Genomic DNA, 23,305 nt, shown 5'->3' with positions numbered 1-23,305 from the left:
TTCCATTCATAAACCGCCTTTAATCCCAGGCTCCAAGCATCCGCACGCCGTTTAACAGCTGTTCCAGCAGATACAGTGCTCCTTTGCTTCCCAAATATGTTTTCGGCACCACATGCAGATACTCTGTCGACGGATTCGCTATCTCAACACCATATAATTTCTCACTGTGCAGGAACGCATCCATGATTGTATTCCCGCTTCCAAACACAATGGCATTTTCCACCTTCGTGATATCCGTTTCCAGCACGTCTTCCATGCCCCATTCTTCTAACATCCTGCGTAATTTTTCTTCTGCTTTTCCTTTACACTGCCCATAAAGCAGATGAATACATGCAGGTCTCATACCCAGATACCCGGAAAGGAAATCCATCCAGGCATACACAAAAGAAGCTTCCCCCTCAATCGCATACCGAATGTTCTTTGGAAATCCATGATTTCCGAAACGCCGTGCCAGATGATAAAATGCCCGCGCACGGTCCTTTTCGATCCTGACAAGTGCCGGTGAAGCATCTGCTCCCAGTCGTTCCGCGACTGTTTTCACAAACTGCTCTGTCAGATCAAAGCCAACCGGCATGCTGCCAAAATCAAGAATCGGAAGCCCCTGCTGTTCCAGATAATGCATGGTCTGCTGACATCGCTCCGGCGCAAAAAACAGATTCAAATCCGCCTCCGGAAGCACCTGCAGCTCTTCCACCGTACTGCCTGCTCCAGGTACACACGCGATCTCAATCCCCATGATTTCCAGAAGACTCCTGATCTCTGCCAAATCCCCTTCCAGGAATTTCTCATACGTATAAAAACCAAATAAATTTACCCTCGGAGCACCAGCTTTTGCCTGTTTCTTCCTTTTTTGCTCCGGAACCAGTAAATGAAGCAGCTTTACCATCGTTTCATCAAATCCAATAAATGCATTTTCTGAAAACTGGGGACTTTCAAGAAAGAGAAAGGGTACCTCATACTCTTTTGCAAGCCGGCTTAAATTCTGTTCCAGTGCCTCACCGAGCAGGGAAGTGCCGGGAGTCTGAAGAACCGCAAAAAAATGATACTCGCGCTCCGTCAGACAATCCCTGAGCGCTCTCTCCAGTTGTTCCCACGTACCGAAAATATTGTCCTCGTAACGCAGGTTCGAACCCGGAATTGCCGGTGTCCCGGCAAAATACTGACTGCGCAGCAGATGATCATCCATTGCGTTTTTCAGTTCCAGCTCGCCGCGCAAATGCCACAGTCCGGATTCCTGGATCGTATTTTTTCCAAAGCCATAGCTGTGATAAAAACGACAGCCCAACGGACCGTTCAGAAGTACAAGGCCTCCCTTGATTGATTCACACGCAAATACTTCACCGGTCAAATAATCAGGTGTAGTATTTCTCAAATAAGATCCGGTCACGCTTCCACCTGCCTTCCATTTTTGTTCCCATAAGATCCTTCCATGCTTCTGCTGCCTCAACTCCGGTCAGAAAACCTGGCCGTTCGTTTGCCATCAGATCGATCACCGTCACATGGTTCGGAACATCCGCCAGCGCACTTCTGTCACTTGTCAGTATAAGCTCTACGGGAAGTTCCTTTATTGCCTGAACCAGTTTTTTCTGATCGGTCTCCCATTTTGCAGAAAAACGATGATTCCATCCGGCATTATTTTCCTTTTCTTTTCCTGCCACAAAGACCGCCAGCTGTTCCAGGCCAAGATCCTCCACCACTTCAAAAAGCCATTCATTTCCCGGACGATTCAGGAAAATGATGCATTTCTTTCCCTGAAAATTCGGTTTCAAAGCCTGAATCCGCTCCTGATACCTTGCTTTTTCTCTTGCGATCAGTGCTTCTGCCTGTGACTCTTTTTCATAAAGACTGCCCAGCTGTCGCACCCAGCGTGTCGTTTCAGAAAATCCTTTCGGAAACGTACCATCCAGGAAACGGCAGCCATATTTCTGTTCAAAAATTGCTTTCAGTTCTTCTCCAAGCACATCGTCCCGTGCCATCACACTATAGGGTGCGCGCAGAAAGCCATGAATTTCCTCCATGGAAGTCGCGCACAGAAAACGGCAGTTTACACGAATCCCGAGTCCATCCAGCATCGCCTTTATGATCTGGTAATTTTGATCTGTCGCAGACGACCAGGTCAGTTCATACACCAGATTAATGCTGTCCTTTTCCGGTTCTACATTTCTATCGATCGCTTCCCTCGCAAGCGTTTTGTAACAAAGTGCCATTCCTTCATTATAATCCCCTGCCGCCACGCCATCTGTCGGAATCAGATACATCTCACAGCCAAGTGCTTTCAGTTCCTCCTTTAACGGTGTCAGATCATCTCCGCTCATACCAGGAATACAGGAAGTCACTGCAAGAATCGTCCGCACTCCCTTTGCCGCAAGTGCCAGAGCTTTTTCTCTTGCATGCTCCACTCCTCCGAATACTGCATCCTGCATGGTCAGATCCGTCGCTTCAAAATGCTGCGGAATAAATGCCGGATAGAGAATTCCACGCTCATAAAAGCCTCTCCTTGCATATGCAGTAAAGCCATTCTGCGAAAACCAGACACAGCTCTTTGGCGCATGTGCCAGCACTGCCGCATCCTTCACATGAATGGCCAGCGCCACAGCTCCATTAAAGGCACAGCCAAACAGGGGGACTCGGCTGAACGGGTCAGAAAGAGCACGTTTCTTTGGCAAAACTTTTTCTTTTGGAAATTCTTCCGTTTTTTCGCATGTTCTGCTGACGGTGCTCCGCTCCTCCGTTCTTCCGATTGTCATCGGAGCTTCGCCCCGCATAAAATGCTCCATTTGCTCTTCTGTAAGGGGCTTCGCCTCATGAAGCTCAAGCCCGGCCTCTATCTGATGTGCAAGGTTTAAAAAAATCTGAGCTTCCTCGCTGTGCAGATCCTGTTCCACTACAGTTACTGCCTCCCGCTCCGCCCGGGCAAAACGGTCGCTTCGCGGGATCCTTACACACACAGGCAGGCCGACCGCTTCTGCAAATGCGTAAACGCGCGTACTTTCATCCCCTATCCCGCGGCTGTTATAGATAATCCCTGCTATCCGCCGTTCCTTCTGATTCAGATTTCGTATCCCCTGTAAGATATTGTTGGCAGCATAGATTGCCATCGCCTCTCCACTTGTCACAAGAAAAACGGCCTCGGCATACTGCCTGCGCACGGGAACCGCAAATCCACCACATACGACATCACCGAGCACATCGTACACGATATGCTCATAATTTGAAAAAACCTGAAATTTGTTTAAAAAATCAAAGGAGGTCAGAATTCCTCTTCCCGCACAGCCCATACCAGGTCTTGGTCCTCCCGCCTCCACACAGCCGACACCATTGTAGCCATTCATCAGGACTGCTTCCGGTCTCTGTTCATCTGCCGGCGTATTCAGAAGATATTCCAGTATTGTCTCTACCTTCTGTCCATGGTGCAGTAACCGTGTCGAATCATGCTTCGGATCACAGCCAATCTGCAATACCTTTTTCCCACAGCATGCCAGCGCCGCGGACAAATTCGCGCTAACCGTCGACTTTCCGATTCCACCTTTTCCATATACTGCGATCTGCATATTTTTCCTCCCTCAAAGGCAGCCGTTGCGTTTTATCCTGATGCTATGGGCAACTGTTCTTATATAAATGCATAAAAAAGCCGGTATATGCTTGCGCAATACACCGGCAGTTTCTGTCGTTTGTTTTCTAAATTTCGGATCTGAAACTTTCCTTCCCCTTTGTATTCTCCTGAGCTGCTTTTTGTTCTTCCTCGAACGTTTCCTGATGGACTTTAAAACAATGGTTTCCTCAGATCTGTCTATTTATTTTACTGTGGCCCGCAGCAAATAAAATGCGCGCAGGGCCTGTATTCTGACTTGGGTATCATCACTTTCTTCGCCTTCCCAGAAATAATTTCCAGTGGCATTTTGAAGAAAACTCCTCCTACACAGCAACGGCATTGTACGGGATTCTCACCCGTTTCCATAAGCATTTCGCTTATATAGCCCTGAACGTGACACAATATTCTGTTATTTGAATCCGCACAAGCCCCTGCTTGCCTGATTCATCAGTTCTAATCATTTAGCTAGTATAAATGCCTGATAAAAATTTGTCAAGTCACAGATCCCTCTTATTTTTGCCAATAAAAAATGCCCTGCTTTTTGATAACAGGACATTTTTTCATTTTTTTACAGATTTGTATACCCCATCAGCGATGCATCCACTTTTTCTGCTGCCATTCTTCCTTCCCGGATCGCCCACACAACCAGCGACTGGCCTCTGTGCATGTCACCGGCCGCAAAGATGCCCGGAACGCTGCTTTCGTACTCATCCGGAGCTGTTTCCACATTGGTCCTGCCATTGACCTTTACCTTGAAGGCCTCTGTCACATAAGCCTGGCTTCCCAGAAAGCCTGCTGCGATAAGCACCAGACCTACCTCGATAACCTTCTCAGTTCCTTCTACGGGAACCATATTCATCCGTCCTGTCTTTTCATCCTTCACCGGTTTCAGGCTGACGATCTTTGCCTGCTTGACTGCACCCTTTTCGTCCTTGATAAACTCCGTCACTGTGGTCTGATAGATTCGGGGATCATGACCAAAAACAGCGATGGCTTCCTCCTGACCGTAATCGGTCTTCAGAACTCTGGGCCACTGAGGCCAGGGATTGGAAGGCGTTCTGGTCTCGCTCGGCTTGGGCATCATTTCCAGCTGAGTCACGGATTTTGCACCCAGACGGATACTGGTTCCCACACAGTCGTTTCCGGTGTCACCTCCGCCGATGACAAGAACGTGCTTCCCTTCTGCAAGGCTTCTCACCTCTTTGGAGATCTGCTCCTTGTTACCGGAATCCAGAAGGCTTTTGGTGACTTTGGAAAGAAAATCCACAGCAAAGAAAATGTTCTTTGCGTCTCTTCCAGGTACTTTAATATCTCGGGGATTGGAAGCACCACAGGCCAGGATCACCCGGTCAAAATTTTTCGTCAGCTCTTCTGCTTTGATGTCTTTTCCGACATCCACGCCCGTGACAAATTTCACACCTTCCTCTTCCATCAGATGGATCCGCCGGTCCAGCACACTTTTTTCCAGCTTCATGTTGGGGATACCATAGCGGAGCAGACCGCCGATCCGGTCATGTCTTTCATAAACGGTCACTTCATGACCACGCCGGTTCAACTGCATGGCGGCAGCCAGACCGGAGGGTCCGCTTCCGATAACAGCGACCTTTTTACCGGTCCGTACCTTGGGCGGTTCCGGTTTCACCCAGCCCTCCGCATAAGCGGTTTCAATGATGGCACGCTCATTTTCTTTGGTAGATACCGGCTCCCCGTTTACGTTACAGGTACAGGCGGCCTCACAGAGAGCAGGACACACACGACAGGTAAATTCCGGAAAGCTGTGGGTCTTGGACAGTCTCAGATACGCCTGTTTGAAATTTCCACGATACACCAGATCATTAGTCTCCGGCACCAGATTGTGCAGAGGGCAGCCGGAGGCCATACCACCGATCATACAGCCGGACTGGCAGAAGGGAACGCCGCACTCCATGCAGCGCGCTGCCTGCTTTCTCTGTTCTTCCAGCTTCAGCGGAGTTTTGAACTCATGGAAATGCTTGATCCTCTCAAGGGGAGCTTCCGCTGTGGAAGTCTCCCGTTCATACTCTAAAAATCCTGTTGGTTTTCCCATCTTTCTTCTACCTCCCGCTTATTTCACCTGAAAACTCTCGTAGAAAGCTTCCATCTGTGCCTGTTCTCTGGACATTCCCTTTTCCTCAAGTTTGGTGCTTAAGGTGATCATCTTCTTGTAGTCGACAGGAATGATCTTCTTAAACCTGGGCAGATACTCTTCGAAATTGTCCAGGATCCTCTGTCCCTTTTCAGAACCAGTCTCCTGTACATGTTTTTCGATCATCTCACGAAGCTCCTGAATATCATATTTCTCCTCCACTTTTTCAATGTGGATCATCGCTTTGTTCAGGTTCTTGTAGAGCTCATTTTCCTCATCCAGCACGTAAGCGATACCACCGCTCATTCCTGCTGCGAAGTTTTTGCCTGTTTTTCCGAGAACTGCCACACGGCCGCCGGTCATGTATTCACAGCCATGCTCGCCTACCCCTTCCACAACTGCCGTTGCACCGGAGTTCCGGACTGCGAAACGCTCACCTGCCACACCGTTGATGTAAGCCTCACCGCTGGTGGCACCGTAAAGAGCTACGTTTCCGATGATGATGTTATCTTCTGCTTTGTAGGTTCTCTTAGCCGGTGCTGTCACTGTGATCTTACCGCCTGACAGACCTTTGCCCATATAATCATTACAGTCTCCGGTGAGACAGATGCTTAAGCCTTTCGGAATGAAAGCGCCAAAGCTCTGACCGCCGGCTCCTGTACAGTTCAGGGTGATGGTGTCCTCCGGCAGACCGTTCTTATAACGGCTGGTGATCTCAGAACCCAGGATAGAGCCAAGGGCCCGGTCGGTATTGGACACCTCCACCTTCAAAGAAGCCTTCTCTCCCTTTTCCACAGCACCTTTCAGCTTCTTCCAGAGAACCTTTTTATCCTTGGTCTGCTCCAGTTTAAAATCATAGACTGCTTCTTTTTTGAAATGCTGGTTCTGTCCCAGATACGGATTGTAAAGGATGCCGTCCAGATTCATCTTGGAAGCCATGGGATTTTCCGCATGCTCTTTTACCTTCAGAAGATCGGTTCTTCCCACCATTTCTTCCAGCGTCCGTACACCGAGCTTTGCCATATATTCACGGAGTTCTTCCGCAATGAAACGCATGAAGTTTACCACATATTCCGGTTTTCCCTTAAATCTCTTGCGAAGCTCCGGATTCTGTGTTGCCACGCCTACAGGGCAGGTATCCAGGTTACAGACACGCATCATGACACAGCCCATGGTTACCAGAGGAGCCGTAGCAAAGCCGAATTCTTCCGCACCAAGAAGCGCTGCAACTGCCACGTCACGGCCACTCATGAGTTTTCCGTCTGTCTCAATGATAACACGGCTTCTGAGGCCATTCTGAAGCAGGGTCTGATGTGTCTCGGAAAGACCGAGCTCCCAGGGGAGACCTGCATTGTGAATGGAGCTTTCCGGAGCGGCTCCCGTACCTCCGTCATAACCGGAGATCAGAATAACCTGGGCTCCTGCCTTTGCCACACCGGCTGCGACTGTTCCCACACCGGCTTCGGATACCAGTTTGACTGAGATCCTTGCATACTGGTTGGCATTTTTCAGATCATAGATCAGCTCTGCCAGATCCTCGATCGAATAAATGTCATGATGAGGCGGCGGAGAGATCAGGCTGACGCCAGGCGTGGAATGTCTGGTTTTTGCCACCCAGGGATATACTTTCTTGGCCGGAAGATGACCGCCCTCGCCTGGTTTTGCACCCTGCGCCATTTTAATCTGAATCTCGTCGGCACTGACAAGATAACGGCTGGTCACACCAAAACGGCCGGAGGCTACCTGCTTGATCGCAGAACAGCGGTCATGCTCCATTCCTTTGGAATCCAGGCGGTCGTCGCTTTCACCGCCCTCACCGGTATTTGATTTTCCGTGAAGCATGTTCATGGCAAGAGCCAGGGTCTCATGGGCTTCCTGGGAGATCGAACCGTAGGACATTGCACCGGTCTTGAAATGACGGACGATGCTGTCCACGCTTTCCACTTCTTCGAGCGGAATCGGCTGGTCTGCATAACGGAAATCCAGAAGGCTTCTTAAGTTTCCGCTGGTTTCCTCATCCACCATGCTGCTGTACTCCTTAAAGATCTTATAATCGCCCTTCCATGCAGCCTGCTGCAGAAGATGGATCGTCTTCGGATTGTAACGATGCGTCTCACCCTCACTTCTCATCTTGTGTTTGCCCATGCTGTCCAGAGTGAGGTCTGTATTCAGTCCCAGCGGATCAAAGGCTTTGCTGTGGCGTTCATCCACATCTCTGGCGATATCCTCAATGGTGATCCCGCCTACACGGCTGACTGTTCCGGTGAAATATTTCTCTATCACATCCTCAGAGATACCAATGGCCTCAAAGATCTGTGAACCCTGATAAGACTGGATCGTAGAAATACCCATCTTGGAGGCGATCTTTACGATACCGCTTAAAACCGCATGGTTATAATCATCCACTGCTGCATAATAATCTTTTTCCAGCAGTCCCTGATCGATAAGCTCCTTAATGGTATCCTGCGCCAGATAGGGATTGACTGCGCTGGCACCATAACCCAGAAGGGTTGCAAAATGATGCACTTCCCTGGGCTCTCCGGATTCCAGGATCACGGCCAGAGAGGTCCGTTTCTTTGTTTTTACCAGATGCTGGTGAACGGCAGAAACTGCAAGGAGAGACGGCATGGGAACACGGTTCTCATCCACTCCACGGTCTGTCAGGACCAGGATATTGGCTCCGTCACGGTAAGCCTTATCCACCTCTACAAAAAGACGCTCAATGGCACGTTCCAGCTTGGTGCTTTTATAATAGGTGATGGGAACCTCCGCCACACGGAAGCCTTCCACATGCATATGCTTGATCTTCAGCATGTCCGTATTGGTCAGGATCGGGTTATTCACCTTCAGGACCTGACAGTTTTCCGGCTGCTCTTTCAAAAGGTTGCCGTCTTTTCCCACATAAACGGTGGTACTGGTAACGATCTCCTCACGGATCGCATCGATTGGCGGGTTGGTAACCTGTGCAAAAAGCTGTTTGAAATAATCAAAAAGAGGACGATGCTGTTTGGAAAGCACAGCCAGCGGGGTATCCACACCCATGGCAGCCGTTCCCTCGCCGCCGTTCAATGCCATCTCCAGAATGGATTTCCGGTACTCCTCATAGGTATAGCCAAAGGCCTTCTGCAGCCGTGCCCTCTCTTCATCGGAAAACTCTTCCACCTTGATGTTGGGGATCTTCAGGTCATGAAGTTCTACCAGGTTGCTGTCCAGCCATTCGCCATAAGGCTGCTTTTTCGCATAGTATTCTTTCAGTTCTTCATCCTCAAAGATCTTATGTTTCACCGTATCTACAAGAAGCATTTTTCCGGGATGCAGACGCTCCTTTAAAACAATCTCTTCCTCCGGAACCGGCAAAACACCTACTTCAGAAGAAAGGATCACATCACCGTTTTTCAAGATATAGTAACGGGATGGTCTTAAACCATTACGGTCCAGAACAGCTCCCATCACATCACCATCAGAAAACAGAATGGAGGCAGGACCGTCCCAGGGCTCCATCATGGTAGCATAATACTGATAAAAATCACGTTTCTCCTGAGAGATCGTATGATTGTTGGACCAGGGCTCCGGAATGGCCACCATGACAGCTAGCGGAAGTTCCATACCGCTCATGACCAGAAATTCCAGGGTATTATCCAGCATGGCAGAGTCAGAACCTCTGGTATCTACCACCGGAAGCACCTTGTAAAGCTGTCCTTTCAGATAGTCAGAAGACATCGTTTCCTCACGGGCCAGCATCTTGTCCGCATTTCCGCGGATGGTGTTGATCTCACCATTGTGAACGATAAAACGGTTCGGATGGGCTCTTTCCCAGCTGGGATTGGTGTTGGTGCTGAAACGGGAATGGACCATGGCGATCGCAGACTCGTAATCCGGATCCTGCAAGTCTGCAAAAAAGGTTCGAAGCTGTCCTACCAGGAACATTCCTTTGTATACAATCGTCCGGCTGGACATGGAAACCACGTAGGTGTTATCATTGCTCTGCTCGAAAACTCTTCTGGCAATATAAAGTTTCCGGTCAAAGTCCAGTCCTTTTTCCACATCCTCCGGCCGTTTCAGAAACGCCTGCATGATATACGGCATACAGCTTCTTGCCTTTTCACCAAGCACCTCCGCCGCTACCGGCACCTTACGAAAACCAAGAAGCGTCAGTCCTTCTTTTCCGGCAATGATCTCAAACATCTTTTTGGCCTGATTCCGTTTCATCTCATCCTGCGGAAGAAACAGCTGTGCGATACCATAATCTCTTTCGCCGCCGATTTCAAAGCCTTCCTCTTTTGCCACCTTACTGAAGAATTTATGGGACACCTGTAAAAGGATACCGACGCCATCTCCTGTCTTTCCTTCTGCGTCTTTACCGGCACGATGTTCCAGATTCTCTACGATATGAAGAGCATTTTCCACGGTCTTGTGGCTCTTAATGCCCTTACTGTTGACTACGGCACCGATACCACAGTTGTCATGCTCAAACTGTTCTCTATATAAACCTTTCCTCTCACTCATCTGTTTTCATCCTTTCCTGAGAATATTTGTAAAACGGACATTCGTAAGCTGCTGTCACTGCCTGCTCATAAACGCAGTCACTTACTTCTCCTTCGCATATGCAGCCGCTGCTGTCACAAGTCCTCTGAAAAGTGGATGTGCATGGTTCGGTCTGGACTTGAACTCCGGATGCCCCTGTGTTCCTACAAAATACGGATGATCCACCACTTCGATCATCTCCACGATCCGTTTATCCGGGGAACAGCCGGCAACTGTCATCCCTTTTGCTTCAAACTCTGCACGATATTTATTGTTCACCTCATAACGATGACGATGACGCTCGCTGATCTCTTCTTTTCCAAAGAGCTTTCTGGACCTGGTTCCTTCTTTTAATATACAGGGATAAGCGCCCAGGCGAAGCGTTCCTCCCAGATCCTCAACATCCTCCTGATCCGGCATCAGGGCAATGACCGGATGTGTGGTCTCCGGATCCAGTTCGATACTGTTCGCATCCGTATAACCCAGGACATCTCTTGCATATTCTACGATAGCCATCTGCATTCCGAGGCAAATCCCAAGGAAAGGAATCTTTTTCTCTCTTGCGTGACGAATGGCAATGATCATTCCTTCCGTACCTCTGGGGCCGAAACCGCCGGGAACCAGGATACCATCCACACCGGCAAGCTTTTCCGCTACATTCTCATCGGTGATCTCCTCAGAATCCACCCAGCGGATGCGGACATTGACACGGCTTGCGATACCTCCGTGCTTCAATGCCTCTACCACACTTAAATAAGCATCATGCAGCTGGGTATATTTCCCGACCATGGCGATCTCTGCTTCCTGTTCCGGATGGCGTAAATTTTCCACCATTTCCTTCCATTCCGTCAGATCCGGCTCTCTGCAGGGCAGATGGAGACTTTCCAGGACCACCTGAGCCAGATTTTCTTTTTCCATGGCAAGCGGTGCTTCGTATAAATACTCCACATCCAGATTCTGCAGCACATGATAAACCGGTACATTACAGAACAGGGCGATCTTGGCTTTCACTTCATCCGGGATCGGATATTCACTTCGACATACCAGAACATCCGGCTGAAGTCCCATGCCCTGAAGCTCTTTGACGCTGGCCTGTGTCGGCTTCGTCTTCAGTTCTTCTGAAGCTTTCAGATAGGGGATCAGTGTCACATGCACCAGAACGGCATTTTCATGACCTACATCGTGCTGAAACTGACGGATGGCCTCCAGAAAAGGCTGACTTTCAATATCTCCGACGGTTCCGCCTACCTCTATAATAGCAATCCGGTCTTCATTCTCCTTTTTGGCCCGATAGAACCGGCTCTTAATCTCGTTTGTGATGTGCGGAATGACCTGTACGGTACCTCCGCCATAATCCCCGTGACGCTCCTTCTGAAGAACAGACCAGTAAATTTTACCGGTGGTCACGTTGGAATTTTTATCCAGGCTTTCATCAATAAATCTCTCATAATGACCGAGATCCAGGTCTGTCTCCGTACCGTCGTCAGTAACGAAAACCTCGCCGTGCTGAATGGGGTTCATCGTACCCGGGTCTACATTGATATAGGGATCAAACTTCTGCATCGTCACCTGATAGCCTCTGGCTTTCAGAAGACGGCCCAGCGAAGCTGCCGTAATTCCCTTGCCCAGACCGGAAACCACACCGCCCGTCACAAATACATATTTTACTGCCATCACATTTTCCTCCTTGCCTGCTGCAACGAAAAAAGGTGTCAGAAAGCCCCGTTTCGGAACCTTCTGACACCTTCGTCATCAAATTTCATGGGTCTTACTATATCTCATTTTGCCCCGTTTGTAAATCCCTGTTTTTTGAAATTTTTTTGTGACAGTTCAGGACGTTCAGCCCAACAGGCCACAGACACGCGCATTGCATGTGCTATCGCTGCATTCGCAGCTTCTGTCTGAGGCTAATGGGCGTTCCGCCCATTCCAAAATGAAAATTCATCCTATTGCAAACGAGTTTGAATAGTCTGATTTTTCATTTTGCTGATGTTCTGAACTGTTACAAAAAATTTAAAAAAGGGTGTTGACAAGACCGGATTTTTGAGTATACTACGAGTCATAAGCAAAGGCGCTTAGGAGTGATCCATTCTCTCCTGAGTGCCTTTTTTCGTTGCCAGGCATATGAAAAACCGGTCCGGCTGACCAGTTTCGATCGTTATCATTGCGGAAGCACGAATGTGCCACAGAACATCAGCAAGTATTGAAAGGAGTGCCATTTCTTATGTCAAAAGATATTCCCAGTTTATATGGAAGTCTCGTTTTCACCGATAAGGTGATGCGCGACAAGCTTCCCAAAGATATGTACAAAGCTCTGAAGAAAACCATTGAAAACGGAACTCATCTGGAGCTGGACGTTGCAAATTCCGTGGCTGTTGCCATGAAAGAATGGGCTGTTGAAAACGGAGCTACCCATTTTACCCACTGGTTCCAGCCCATGACCGGATACACTGCTGAGAAACACGACAGCTTCATCTCTCCCACGGGGGATGGTGAGGTCATCATGGACTTCTCCGGAAAAGAACTGGTAAAAGGTGAACCCGATGCATCAAGCTTCCCCTCCGGCGGACTGAGAGCCACCTTTGAGGCCAGAGGTTATACTGCATGGGATCCTACCTCTCCTGCTTTTATCAAAGATCAGACCCTTTACATCCCCACCGCTTTCTGCTCCTACAACGGAGAAGCGCTGGATAAAAAGACCCCTCTCTTACGCGCCATGGAAGCTTTGAGCACCGAAGCTGTCAAAGTCCTTCATCTGCTGGGCAACACCGCAGTGACCGGCGTCAACACCACCGTAGGACCGGAGCAGGAATACTTCCTTGTTGACAAGGCAGCCTACAGAGCCCGCCGCGACCTGCTCTTCTGCGGAAGAACCCTCCTCGGTGCACCGGCTCCAAAAGGACAGGAAATGGAAGATCATTACTTCGGTGTCCTGAAACCCCGCGTAGCCGCTTACATGCATGATCTGGATGAGGAGCTCTGGAAACTGGGCGTTCCCGCCAAAACAAAACATAACGAGGTTGCTCCCGCTCAGCACGAGCTGGCACCCGTTTTTGATACCGCAAACGTGGCAGTTGACCACAACCAGCTGACCATGGAAGTGATGAAAAAGGTAGCCGACAAACATGATCTGGCCTGCCTGCTCCATGAGAAACCCTTCGAGGGCATCAACGGAAGCGGAAAGCACAACAACTGGTCCATCATCACCAATACCGGCAGCAACCTTCTGGATCCTGGCAAGACACCGGCAGAAAACACACAGTTCCTGGTATTCCTCACCGCTGTCATCAAAGCTGTGGATGATTACGCAGATCTCATGAGGATCTCCGCTGCCACCCCGGGTAACGATCACCGTCTGGGAGCCAATGAGGCACCGCCAGCCATCGTTTCCATGTTCCTCGGTGATGAGCTCACTGCTATTTTAAAATCCATTGAAAATGACACCTATTTCAGCAGTCAGCACAGAGTCCAGCTGGATATCGGAGCTCATGTCCTTCCTCATTTCTTCAAGGACAACACTGACAGGAACCGTACCTCCCCCTTTGCCTTCACCGGCAACAAATTCGAATTCCGTATGCTTGGTTCCGGTCAGTCTGTGGCAGGTCCAAACACCGTCCTGAACACTGCGGTTGCAGAGGTTCTCTCCCAGTTCTACGATGAGCTGAAGGATACACCGGCAGATCAGATGGAATCCGCAGTCCATGAATGGATCAAAAAGACCGTCAAAGCACACAAACGGATCATCTTCAACGGAAACGGTTATACCGATGAATGGGTAGAAGAGGCAGAAAAACGTGGTCTTTTCAACCTGAAATCCACACCGGAGGCTCTTCCGCAGTTTATTGCAGAAAAGAACGTGGATCTTTTCCTGAAACATCATATTTTCACCAAAGAAGAAATCCATTCCCGTTATGAGATTCTTCTGGAAAACTATGTAAAGACCATCCAGCTGGAGTCCAAGACCATGCAGGAAATGCTCAGCAAAGACTTCCTGCCTGCTGTATCCCGCTTCGCAGGAGAGGTTTCCAAGAGCGTTCTGGACAAAAAAGCACTCCTGCCCTCCATCAAAGCAGAGAAAGAACTGGCTCTCGTGGAATCTCTTACCGCTGCCTATGAGACCCTGTCCGAAGGCAACGACAAGCTGAAAGCTCTCACAGAGGAGGTTTCTTCCATGGAATCCATGCAGGAAGCCGCTACCTTCTGCCATGACAAGGTTCTGGCTCTCATGGATGAACTCCGTGTCGTAGCAGACGAAGCAGAGACCAGAATTCCGGAAAAAGAACTGCCTTATCCGACCTACGATCAGCTGCTCTTTTCCGTCTGAACGCTTTCCTTTTTCTTCAGGTACGCTCATCCCCCTCTTTTACAAAAGTAAACTGACTGGAAAGCGAGGAATCGACACATGGAACTGGATCCTTCCTGTGAAATCAAAGAGGAATGCGGCATTTTCGGTATCTTTGCAAAAGAAGGTACCGAAGCCGCTCCTTCTATTTACTATGGCCTGTGTGCCCTGCAGCACCGCGGCCAGGAATCCTGTGGTATTGCCGTCAGCGATACCACGGGGCCGAAAGGCAACATGAGCTCCCATAAAGATCTGGGACTCGTCAACGAAGTTTTTAAAGAAGAAACCCTTCATTCCCTTCATGGAAACCTGGGTATCGGCCACGTCCGCTACTCCACCACAGGAGGAAATTCCGCCAGCAACGCCCAGCCTCTGGTGCTCAATTACGTCAAAGGTACTCTGGCTCTGGCCCACAACGGAAATCTGGTCAACACAGAAAAACTCCGCCGGGAATTTGAAGAGAACGGCGCCATCTTCCACACTACCACAGATTCTGAGGTCATTGCCTACTGTGTGGCAAGAGAACGGGTCCACAGTACAAGCGTGGAGGAAGCCATCAAAAAAACCGCGGCAAAGATCCGCGGAGCCTATGGTCTGGTCATCGCCAGCCCCAGAAAACTGGTGGGTGTGCGTGATCCCCTGGGATTAAAACCTCTCTGCATCGGAAAAAGAGAGGATGCCTACGTCATCGCCTCGGAAAGCTGTGCGCTTTCTGCCGTCGATGCAGAATTTATCCGGGATGTCCTTCCCGGTGAGATCGTGACAATAACCAGCGAGGGCATCAAATCCGACACAAGCCTGTGCCAGGAAAAGCATGCCCACTGCATTTTCGAATATATTTACTTTGCCCGGCTGGACAGCCATCTGGACGGCATTTCCACCTACGAAGCCCGCATCCGGGGCGGCGCTGCACTGGCAGCCGCTTATCCCGTAGAGACAGATATCGTAGTCGGCGTTCCGGATTCCGGCCTTGCCGCAGCCAAGGGCTATTCGGAGGCATCCGGGATTCCCTTTGCCCTTGCCTTCCACAAAAACAGCTATGTGGGCCGGACCTTCATCAAACCCACTCAGAAAGAGCGGGAATCTGCCGTCCGGGTGAAATTAAATGTCATCGAGCCCGTGGTTCGCGGCAAACGCATCGTCCTTGTCGATGATTCCATCGTCCGCGGCACCACGATCGCCAACCTGATCCACATGCTGAAAAAGGCCGGAGCCTTAAGCGTCCATGTACGCGTGGCCTCCCCGCCCTTCCTGCACCCCTGCTACTTCGGCACGGATGTCCCCTCCAACGATCAGCTCATCGCCTGTTCGCATAACCTGGAAGAGATCCGCGACTCCATCGGTGCAGACTCCCTGGGATACATGAAAATCGAAGATTTACCTTCCATGGTCGGAGACCTCCCTCTCTGCTGTGCCTGCTTCGACGGCAACTATCCCATGAACATTCAGTAATTGCGGAAACGGTCCTCCGTTTTCCGATTACACATATCACATTTTTCTTTTACTACTTGCAGGAAAAACGGCTTCCGAGGATCGGGAGCCGTTTTTCTGGTGAGATAATTATTCTTTCATCCATTCTTCCACTTTATCCCTGCTGATTTTCACCGCTTCTGCAATCTTATCGACAGGAAAACCCATCTCAGCCAGAGAAAGCGCTGTTTCTCTGGCTTTCTTTAATTCGCCTTCAGCTACACCAGCCTCAATACCAGCTTCAACACCGGCTTCATACTCTGCCTTACGAAGTTTCTGCTCTTCCTCTTCTTTACTGTACTCAAAAATACTCACGGCAATCACCTCCGCACGATTTGCTCTCAGAAATTTTTCCAGAATGATTTCTGAAATGTATTTAAGATTCGACAATAGAAATGCCTTGAAAGAAAAAGAAATATGCTTTATTTTTATAGTAACATGTATTCTGATTGTTTGCAAGATGTTATTATGAGCATTAAAAAGAAGATGTCGCGAATTCACCCAAATAGGTATATGAGCAACACCTCCTTTAAATAACACATCATCCTTTTAATGAAACAATTAATTCATACAAAGCCTTTGTAATATATCTTCCTTGATTTCCAATACAACTTCCATTATCATTTTTTATAGTAAGACAATTGATACCTGCAATATAATCAACTCCACCACTTCTTTTGAAAATCGGAGCTCCTTCTTGCCCAACGTTAGCAGTGTCTATGGTATATTTTAGTGTATAGCCATTAGAAGATAAAAGGACATTTCCCGTAGCACATACCTGATTATAGGCAAATGAATCCGGACCTTCTACCTCACCATTCACATATCCAGAAATCATATATGAACCTATACTTTCCCCAGCTGTACCCACTACATTATTTCTTATTCCAAAATATCCACTCTTGTTTCCAATTGGTGTATTTAGTTTCAATATTGCAAAATTGTACAATGTGCCTTCATAACCTTGTGTCTTAAATTGTGATGGTATATGAATAGAAGTTACCTTTGCTTTTCCATACGGCATACTACCTTTTGAGTATCCCGGATAGAAATAAACTTCATTTGGCATACTACCTGTTTTATTTCCACCATATCTGAATATTGCTCCCGCAGCTGTAACAACTGTATCTGGTGATACCAAAAAGCCTGTACAATGCGCTGCATCTTCATTATAGTTTACTTCTAACATACCTATGTAGCTGTATGGTGCCGTTTTTGTATTTACCAAATTTCGATCATCTGAACCAATAATCCCTCTTCCGTTATTATTTTCTGTTTCTGTTCCTTTAAATCCCGGGCAAAAATCCGGAACTTTATTCCCTTTAAAAGTATATTCTTCTACTGTTTTAGTCTCTAAATTGTAATTCAACATTTCAAATGGAACATCTTCACTTGCAAAACTTTTTAAGGGCACTAACATAATCATACAACTTATCATCATTATAATCTTTTTCCAACTATACATTTTCTCTATTCTCCTTTTTTAACTTTTCAATTTGTTAATACCAATACCTCACACACCCATAAATATAAACGTAATCGTAGGCAGAAATCTTTATCCCCCCTTTTGGATAAGGTGCACTGTTTGAGGCATGTACCACTTTGTCGTTTCCAATATAAATTCCCACATGACTGTTTCCACTGTAGTAGAAAATCAGATCTCCCGGTTTCCGATCCTCAATGGGAATCTGAATTGGCTGTTTGTAGCCTTTTACCCCATCATGCTGTGCCCAGGTGGTTCTCGGAATATGGATCCCGAAATGGCGCATTACCAGCATGGTAAACCCGGAACAGTCAACTCCCTGTTTCAGATCCTGATCGCCTCGTTCTTTATATGGATATCCTATAAATTCCTGCGCATACGCCGCTATCTGCTCTCCCAATTCCTCCTTTCCACTGTCCGGCATCTTAGGCTTCATGTGACCATCTTTATCAAACAGATAAATCATTCCATCTATGGATATTTCTGTATCAACCGCCATCGCCCCGCTTTGCTTCAGATCAAAATAATAGGTATACTCGTCGATCACTTTGAATCCAGTATATAAAGCACCTGTTACCGTGCTGAAATAGTACTTTTTCCCTTCATATTCCGTAAGCCCCTTTGCCTTACTTCCGTCTTCCAGAAACAAATAGGTCTCTCCATCAATCCAGGCCAGCTGCCCGCTGGTGCGCGTTCCATCCTTTTTCAGATAATATCCGTCGATCCATTTTTCTCTGTCCATTTCTCCACTGGCTTCGTCAAAGTGATACCATTGTCCATCCACTTCTCTCCAGCCGGTCAGCTTTTCGTAATCTTCGTCCAAAAGCCAGGTTTTCCCATTCTCTGAAAACAGTCCAGGCGTTCTTGTTTTTCCGGTCTTTTTTCCGTCTGCTCCAATTTCATAGGAAAGGATCCATGTATCTGTCACCATTTTTCCTTCTGCATCTACAAAATAGGTATTACCTACAAACCGGTTCTTCGCCAATTGACCGAAAGCATTAAAGAAATATCTTCTCCCTTCTATGTAGTGCCAGCCTTTATAGGCTCGTCCCGTTTTCTGATCAAAGTAGTAGTCATTTACGCCATAGTGGATCCAACCAGTCGCCATCTCCCCTGTTGTCGGATCAAAATAATAGCGGATCCCATAATCGGTTCGCACCAGACCGGACAATTTCTGGCAAGCTCCATTTTTATCAAAGTAATATACTTTGCCCGAAATTCTCAGCCAGCCAGTTGCTTTTTCCTTTTTCTCTTTTCTGAAGTAATAGGTCTTTCCATCAATCTGCTGCCAGCCAGTCGCTAATTTCCCTTTCTCATCCAGATACTGATTTTCATTCAGCCAGTAATTTCTCGCCAGTGAATGATCTTCCAGAAAATAGAATTTCTGCTTATTTATAACATTCCACCCTTTTTTAACGGTTTTTCCTGTATCCGGATCCAGATAGTAACGCTTCGTTCCCGCATCTACCCAGCCATACTGACGTTCTCCGCTCTCATTTACATACCAGGTCTTTCCTACCATCCGACCTTTGACCAGCTGCCCATATGCATTAAAATAATAATATTTTCCTTTTATTTCGTGCCAGCCCTTATACATACGAAAAGTAACCGGATCAAAATAATAATCATTTACACCATAATGAATCCAGCCACTGGCCAGCCTTCCTCTTTTTCCAGCATAATAGGTCCGCTGAATCAAAGTATCTTTCTGAAGAATACCTTTCCGGTTAAAATAATACTGATATTTTCCAATTTTCTGTTTCCCCGTCAGAGCCAACCCATTTTTGCCAAAATAATACAGTTTTCCCTTAACCGTTCTCCAGCCACTTAACCGCTCCCCTGTGTTGGGATCAAAATAGAAAAGACTGCCTTTTATAGTTACCAGGCCTTTCGCCTTTTCTCCATCCATCTGATAAAATACTTTTCCATTCTGCGAATACCAGCCCTGATCAGCAGCGCAGATATTTTTGCATGGAACGATCATCAAACAGAATGCCAGCGTAATATATAAAAATAATTTGCAGTCTTTTTTCATTCTCTCAGACCCCTCAGTTTATTTTTTCTGAATACTATCACAGAATCCCCTTCTGTGCCGGATCATGTAATTATCCCGGCGTTTCATGTAACTTTTCCCTTAATCAGGAACTTTCACAAGATTCCGAACCGGCCACAAAGACACAATCAGTTGAAAAGGAAGCTTTTCCAAATCCCGGATATCTTTTCCCATACGTTCTTCATAGACACCGTATGGAAGGTAAAATTTCTTTTCTGTTCCAGGCTTCAGGGATAACGCAGGACTTCCCTCTGCACTTCGATTGGCAAATCTATATAATTCCGGTTCAAAATCAAGCACCCGGTTCTTCTCATACAGATAGAAAAAAGACCAGTTTACCCCTCTCTCGGTGCTTTCATCCTCCGATTCATTTTTCAATGTCACTGTAAGAAGATATACTTTGTCCGGTTTCCACAGGTTCTGATTCTTTACCTGTTCGTCATATTCCGTTTTTTCTGATACTTCCGCATATAGATGCAGGTATTCCTCTGTTGATAAAATTCTTTTCTCATCAATACGGAGATAATATCCGTCCCGGTTATCGTTTTCCTCCATCTGGCTTCCACTTAAGTTTATCCATTCTCCCGCTTCATATGTTTTTTGCGGAATATCCGGATAGTTCTTATTTACCCGCCAGACCCGCAGTCCCCAGAGAAAGATCAGAAGGATTGCGCACGTAACTAATATCTTTTTCCTTTTCATCCGATTTCCCCACAATTCTCCCTTCCGAAAGTTCCAATATCTGGTCAGAATGCGTCTTCAAAACTTCATTATCATGACAGGAGAATATCACCAATGCTCCATTTTTCTTTTCTTCTTCCAGCAAATGAGAAACCATTTCTATTCCGGACGTATCCAGTGCATTAAACGGTTCATCCAGAATAAGCAGGTCCGGTCTTTCCATAACAGCTGCCGCTATCCCAAGACGCTGTTTCATTCCCAATGAATATTTTTTATATTTTCGCTGGTCATCCGGGTCAAGCCCTACCCGGAAAAGAGTATCTTTTATTTCCTTTTCCGCGATTTTTTGATTAATATCTGCAATCATTTTTAAATTTTTCTGCCCCGTACAGGAATCCAGAAAAGAAGGATTTTCCAAAAGGATTCCAACGCCTGGCGGAAAACGAAAATCAATTCCCAACTTCTTTTCATCATAGAAAATCTCTCCCTCTGACGGACGAATCAAACCGCACAATAAACGCATGAGCATGGTTTTTCCTGAACCATTGATTCCTTTTAAGCCATAGATTTTCCCCGCTAAGAAAGTACAGGAAATATCCTGCAGCACTACATTTCCATGTATGCGCTTTGTGACATGATGAACTTCCAGTTTTTTCAAACTCATATATCTTCCCTCTCCTTTGGAAGGTTTTCTTTTACACGGACTGCCAATCCCCACAAAAGCAGGCTGATAATTCCCACTCCTGCCAGAACCATTAAGCCTTCCTTTCTGTTGACACCGGTTTTTACAAGCAATCGATCTCTGAACACCATTCCCTGATTCGCTATCAGCAAAACAGACGGATATACCATAGCAGCCGCTATCTGAGAGACACTCATGCAAAAACCGCCTATGGGGCCAAGCAGCTGAGCCGTCGCTGCCTGCAATAAAATCAAGATAAAAAACGTAATTACAGGACTGATGATCAAACCAAAAATCCAGAAAAAATCAGTCGGAACCGTCCCCTGAATGGACGGATACATCCAGGCAAATACTTCCTGATTCATTTTCAGGCCGAGCGGTATGTCACGCCAGACACAAAACAAAATAATCGTCAATGTCACGGTTATCAGATAGCCGATCGCCACAAGAAACGTCCAGAAAAGTTTTTCCAGCCACCAGCCTGTCTGTGAACGCAACGCCAGAATCTGCGCTGAACCTATTTTTTCTTTCATGTGAAAAGGAAAATCTGATAATAAGTACAGTCCATAAACATATATTATGCACCAGCGCAAAGGCAATTCCGGTATCCGGATTTCTGTTGAGGGAATATACTCGGTTCCTGCCAGAAGATACACCAGTACATTCATTACGCTACCCTTTGATGTTATCCCATTCTGCTGAATTCCAAATCTTACAGAAGTTTCGTATCCCCCGCACAAAAATAAGACAAGAATCACCGAGATGCCAAGACCTATAAGGATTCGTTTTTTGCAGCAACAAAGATCCATTTTCAAAAGTCTAATATATTTCATAGGTATTTACCTGTTTTTCTACAAGTATCAGCTGAATGAGCAGGAAAAAAAGCCCTTCTCCAAGTATGATCCATCCGTTTCTCACATAACCGGAGCCTCTTAAGAAACCATAAACGGATATTTCCTGCGCTTTTAAATTTCCTACAAACAGGATATTTTTGATTGCTTCGGCTCCCACATAAACCAGCAAAACGATTCCAAAAGAAAGAAACTGATTCTTCACATACATGGTACAGACAAACACAAAGTTTGCAAGTAAGCCGCCAAAAATTCCCTCGATCAGAATATACATTCCTGCATAAAGTGATGGATAACTGTAAAAAATGGCAGCCCCAAAATCATTTTCGAGAATACTAAAATATGGATAAAAGGGCAGCGGCTTTTCCCATGGAAAAAATGCAGCTGATATTGCCAGATTCACAAGCAGTGTTCCGCTGATCACAACGAAACCGCTGAGAAAAACAGCCAGGTATTTTGCCCGGAAATATTCTCTTCTCCCGGTTCTCACCAACACCAAACGAAGCTGTTTTTTCTTTTCTTCCTGATAATAAGAAGCTGCAAAAGGAAAAGCTGCCAGAAATGGAAGCCAGAAGAAAAAGAGTGTGCGTCCAATGCTCAGCTGTTCATTTAATATCCAGACATTATAGAGTGTATACGCCTGTCTGACCGGGAAACGATCTTCCCAATATTGTATATATTCTCTCTGGCTTAACCAGGAACGATACACCGTTAAAATGCTGGATATCCCTAAAAACTGTCCTATACCAAATGCCAGCCAAAACCGGTTTCCGGTAAATGCTTTTTTCAGCTCTATTTTTATCATCTTCATAGTAAGTCCTCTTCTGATATCTGAAATACCAGGCCGCCGTCCATATTTCCCGGGAATAATATCAGACGGGCATCTGATTTTTTGTTCAGCCACTCCTTTCTCACCATCATTCCCATCGTAAAAATTGCTTCTTCGCCTTTTCCTAAAAATAATCGGTCCGCATTTTCCTCGATTGCTTTTTTATCCAGGTAGAGCCGATTTACATCCTTTCCATCAGCACCTTCCGGCCCGCGGGGCTGCAGTAAAACAGATGGCAGAGAATCGATATTTTTGTCCAGCAGCTCTTTACATTGGAAAGCCCCATTCAAAAGAAGATACCTTTCACCTGCCTGTCCCACTCCATTCTCGTTATAAATTTTAAAACGTACCAGCAGTAAAGAATTACTTCCGGTTAATTCATCAGGAATAACGTTTCCTTCCTCATCGATAACTCCGGATACCTGACAGTCTTTTTGAGAAATTCCCTTCTCTTTTAAATTTTTTGTCACTTCCATATCGATAAGATCGACCGTAAAACCCTGATAAACTCCCGTTTTCTCCTCGATTAAGTTCTGTGTTTCGATTTCGATGTTTTGATCTTCATCCAGATGGTTACTTTTCTTTGGCTTCCACTTGGGATTACTTATAACGATAAGAAGTAATAACAGCGCCACTGACGCAAAAATGTATCTCGTTTTTTTCATTTTCTTAATATAGAGGCCATACCCATATT

Annotated in this window: 15 protein-coding genes and 1 riboswitch; of the genes, 2 read left to right on the top strand and 13 right to left on the bottom strand. The window is 46.7% G+C overall.

What is annotated here, in order from left to right:
* Nucleotides 1-19: 19 nt before the first annotated feature.
* From DXA57_RS08420 to DXA57_RS08400, 5 genes are all read right to left on the bottom strand, one after another.
* Nucleotides 20-1,387: a nitrogenase component 1 gene (locus DXA57_RS08420; RefSeq protein ID WP_158571270.1), complete on the bottom strand. Its 1,368-nt coding sequence runs from the start codon at nt 1,385-1,387 to the stop codon at nt 20-22.
* Nucleotides 1,353-3,551: a nitrogenase component 1 gene (locus DXA57_RS08415; RefSeq protein ID WP_117766541.1), complete on the bottom strand. Its 2,199-nt coding sequence runs from the start codon at nt 3,549-3,551 to the stop codon at nt 1,353-1,355. Before DXA57_RS08415 ends, DXA57_RS08420 begins: the two co-directional genes overlap by 35 nt.
* 265 nt (nt 3,552-3,816) lie before the next feature.
* Nucleotides 3,817-3,997: riboswitch (cobalamin riboswitch) on the bottom strand.
* A gap of 163 nt (nt 3,998-4,160) precedes the next feature.
* The gene (locus DXA57_RS08410; RefSeq protein ID WP_117766539.1) at nt 4,161-5,657 is read right to left on the bottom strand and encodes a glutamate synthase subunit beta; all 1,497 of its coding nucleotides are present in this window, start codon (nt 5,655-5,657) and stop codon (nt 4,161-4,163) included.
* Nucleotides 5,658-5,675: 18 nt separating this feature from the next.
* Complete coding sequence (gltB, locus tag DXA57_RS08405) at nt 5,676-10,202, bottom strand: glutamate synthase large subunit (protein WP_117766537.1); 4,527 nt, start codon at nt 10,200-10,202, stop codon at nt 5,676-5,678.
* An 81-nt stretch (nt 10,203-10,283) separates the two neighbouring features.
* Nucleotides 10,284-11,894: a CTP synthase gene (locus tag DXA57_RS08400; RefSeq protein ID WP_117766535.1), complete on the bottom strand. Its 1,611-nt coding sequence runs from the start codon at nt 11,892-11,894 to the stop codon at nt 10,284-10,286.
* A 550-nt stretch (nt 11,895-12,444) separates the two neighbouring features.
* Here DXA57_RS08400 and DXA57_RS08395 point away from each other — a divergent pair.
* Both DXA57_RS08395 and purF read left to right on the top strand, forming a co-directional pair.
* Nucleotides 12,445-14,544 (top strand): glutamine synthetase III family protein, encoded by a 2,100-nt coding sequence (locus DXA57_RS08395; RefSeq protein WP_117766533.1) that lies wholly within the window; start codon nt 12,445-12,447, stop codon nt 14,542-14,544.
* A gap of 78 nt (nt 14,545-14,622) precedes the next feature.
* Nucleotides 14,623-16,014 carry an amidophosphoribosyltransferase gene (gene purF / locus DXA57_RS08390; protein ID WP_117766531.1) on the top strand — a complete coding sequence of 464 codons (1,392 nt, stop codon included), beginning with the start codon at nt 14,623-14,625 and terminating at the stop codon, nt 16,012-16,014.
* A 108-nt stretch (nt 16,015-16,122) separates the two neighbouring features.
* Here purF and DXA57_RS08385 read toward each other — a convergent pair whose 3' ends face one another.
* From DXA57_RS08385 to DXA57_RS08350, 8 genes are all read right to left on the bottom strand, one after another.
* On the bottom strand, nt 16,123-16,572 hold the full coding sequence (locus tag DXA57_RS08385) for a hypothetical protein (RefSeq protein WP_147345671.1): 450 nt from the start codon (nt 16,570-16,572) through the stop codon (nt 16,123-16,125).
* A 1-nt stretch (nt 16,573) separates the two neighbouring features.
* Nucleotides 16,574-17,497 carry a trypsin-like serine peptidase gene (locus DXA57_RS08380; protein ID WP_117766527.1) on the bottom strand — a complete coding sequence of 308 codons (924 nt, stop codon included), beginning with the start codon at nt 17,495-17,497 and terminating at the stop codon, nt 16,574-16,576.
* 34 nt (nt 17,498-17,531) lie between these two features.
* Nucleotides 17,532-19,550, bottom strand: a complete 2,019-nt coding sequence (locus DXA57_RS08375; protein ID WP_117766524.1) for a C40 family peptidase — start codon at nt 19,548-19,550, stop codon at nt 17,532-17,534.
* A 99-nt stretch (nt 19,551-19,649) separates the two neighbouring features.
* Nucleotides 19,650-20,123, bottom strand: coding sequence for a hypothetical protein (locus DXA57_RS08370; protein WP_117766522.1), 474 nt, complete (start codon nt 20,121-20,123; stop codon nt 19,650-19,652).
* 67 nt (nt 20,124-20,190) lie between these two features.
* A complete protein-coding gene (locus DXA57_RS08365) occupies nt 20,191-20,907 on the bottom strand; it encodes an ATP-binding cassette domain-containing protein (protein ID WP_330423235.1) in 717 nt (238 codons plus the stop codon).
* Between the two features lie 2 nt (nt 20,908-20,909).
* Nucleotides 20,910-21,746 carry a hypothetical protein gene (locus tag DXA57_RS08360; RefSeq protein WP_147345670.1) on the bottom strand — a complete coding sequence of 279 codons (837 nt, stop codon included), beginning with the start codon at nt 21,744-21,746 and terminating at the stop codon, nt 20,910-20,912.
* A 4-nt stretch (nt 21,747-21,750) separates the two neighbouring features.
* A complete protein-coding gene (locus DXA57_RS08355) occupies nt 21,751-22,593 on the bottom strand; it encodes a hypothetical protein (protein ID WP_117766516.1) in 843 nt (280 codons plus the stop codon).
* Entirely contained in the window at nt 22,590-23,276 is a 687-nt protein-coding gene (locus DXA57_RS08350; RefSeq protein WP_117766514.1) for a hypothetical protein, read from the bottom strand. The genes DXA57_RS08355 and DXA57_RS08350 overlap by 4 nt, the downstream gene beginning before the upstream one ends.
* Nucleotides 23,277-23,305 lie beyond the last annotated feature (29 nt).

Origin of the sequence: Blautia sp. OF03-15BH (assembly GCF_003463065.1) — a bacterium.
Classification (GTDB): Bacteria; Bacillota; Clostridia; order Lachnospirales; family Lachnospiraceae; genus Limivivens.
Note: the sequence above shows the minus strand (reverse complement) of the source record. Positions and strands in the feature narration are given on the sequence as shown.

Coding starts and splice junctions, on each gene's coding strand:
- DXA57_RS08355 (WP_117766516.1), bottom strand. CDS start 22,593: ATGAAGATGATAAAAATAGAGCTGAAAAAAGCATTTACCGGAAACCGG.
- DXA57_RS08395 (WP_117766533.1), top strand. CDS start 12,445: ATGTCAAAAGATATTCCCAGTTTATATGGAAGTCTCGTTTTCACCGAT.
- DXA57_RS08370 (WP_117766522.1), bottom strand. CDS start 20,123: ATGGAGGAAAACGATAACCGGGACGGATATTATCTCCGTATTGATGAG.
- DXA57_RS08410 (WP_117766539.1), bottom strand. CDS start 5,657: ATGGGAAAACCAACAGGATTTTTAGAGTATGAACGGGAGACTTCCACA.
- gltB (WP_117766537.1), bottom strand. CDS start 10,202: ATGAGTGAGAGGAAAGGTTTATATAGAGAACAGTTTGAGCATGACAAC.
- DXA57_RS08380 (WP_117766527.1), bottom strand. CDS start 17,497: ATGTATAGTTGGAAAAAGATTATAATGATGATAAGTTGTATGATTATG.
- DXA57_RS08350 (WP_117766514.1), bottom strand. CDS start 23,276: ATGAAAAAAACGAGATACATTTTTGCGTCAGTGGCGCTGTTATTACTT.
- purF (WP_117766531.1), top strand. CDS start 14,623: ATGGAACTGGATCCTTCCTGTGAAATCAAAGAGGAATGCGGCATTTTC.
- DXA57_RS08400 (WP_117766535.1), bottom strand. CDS start 11,894: ATGGCAGTAAAATATGTATTTGTGACGGGCGGTGTGGTTTCCGGTCTG.
- DXA57_RS08415 (WP_117766541.1), bottom strand. CDS start 3,551: ATGCAGATCGCAGTATATGGAAAAGGTGGAATCGGAAAGTCGACGGTT.
- DXA57_RS08375 (WP_117766524.1), bottom strand. CDS start 19,550: ATGAAAAAAGACTGCAAATTATTTTTATATATTACGCTGGCATTCTGT.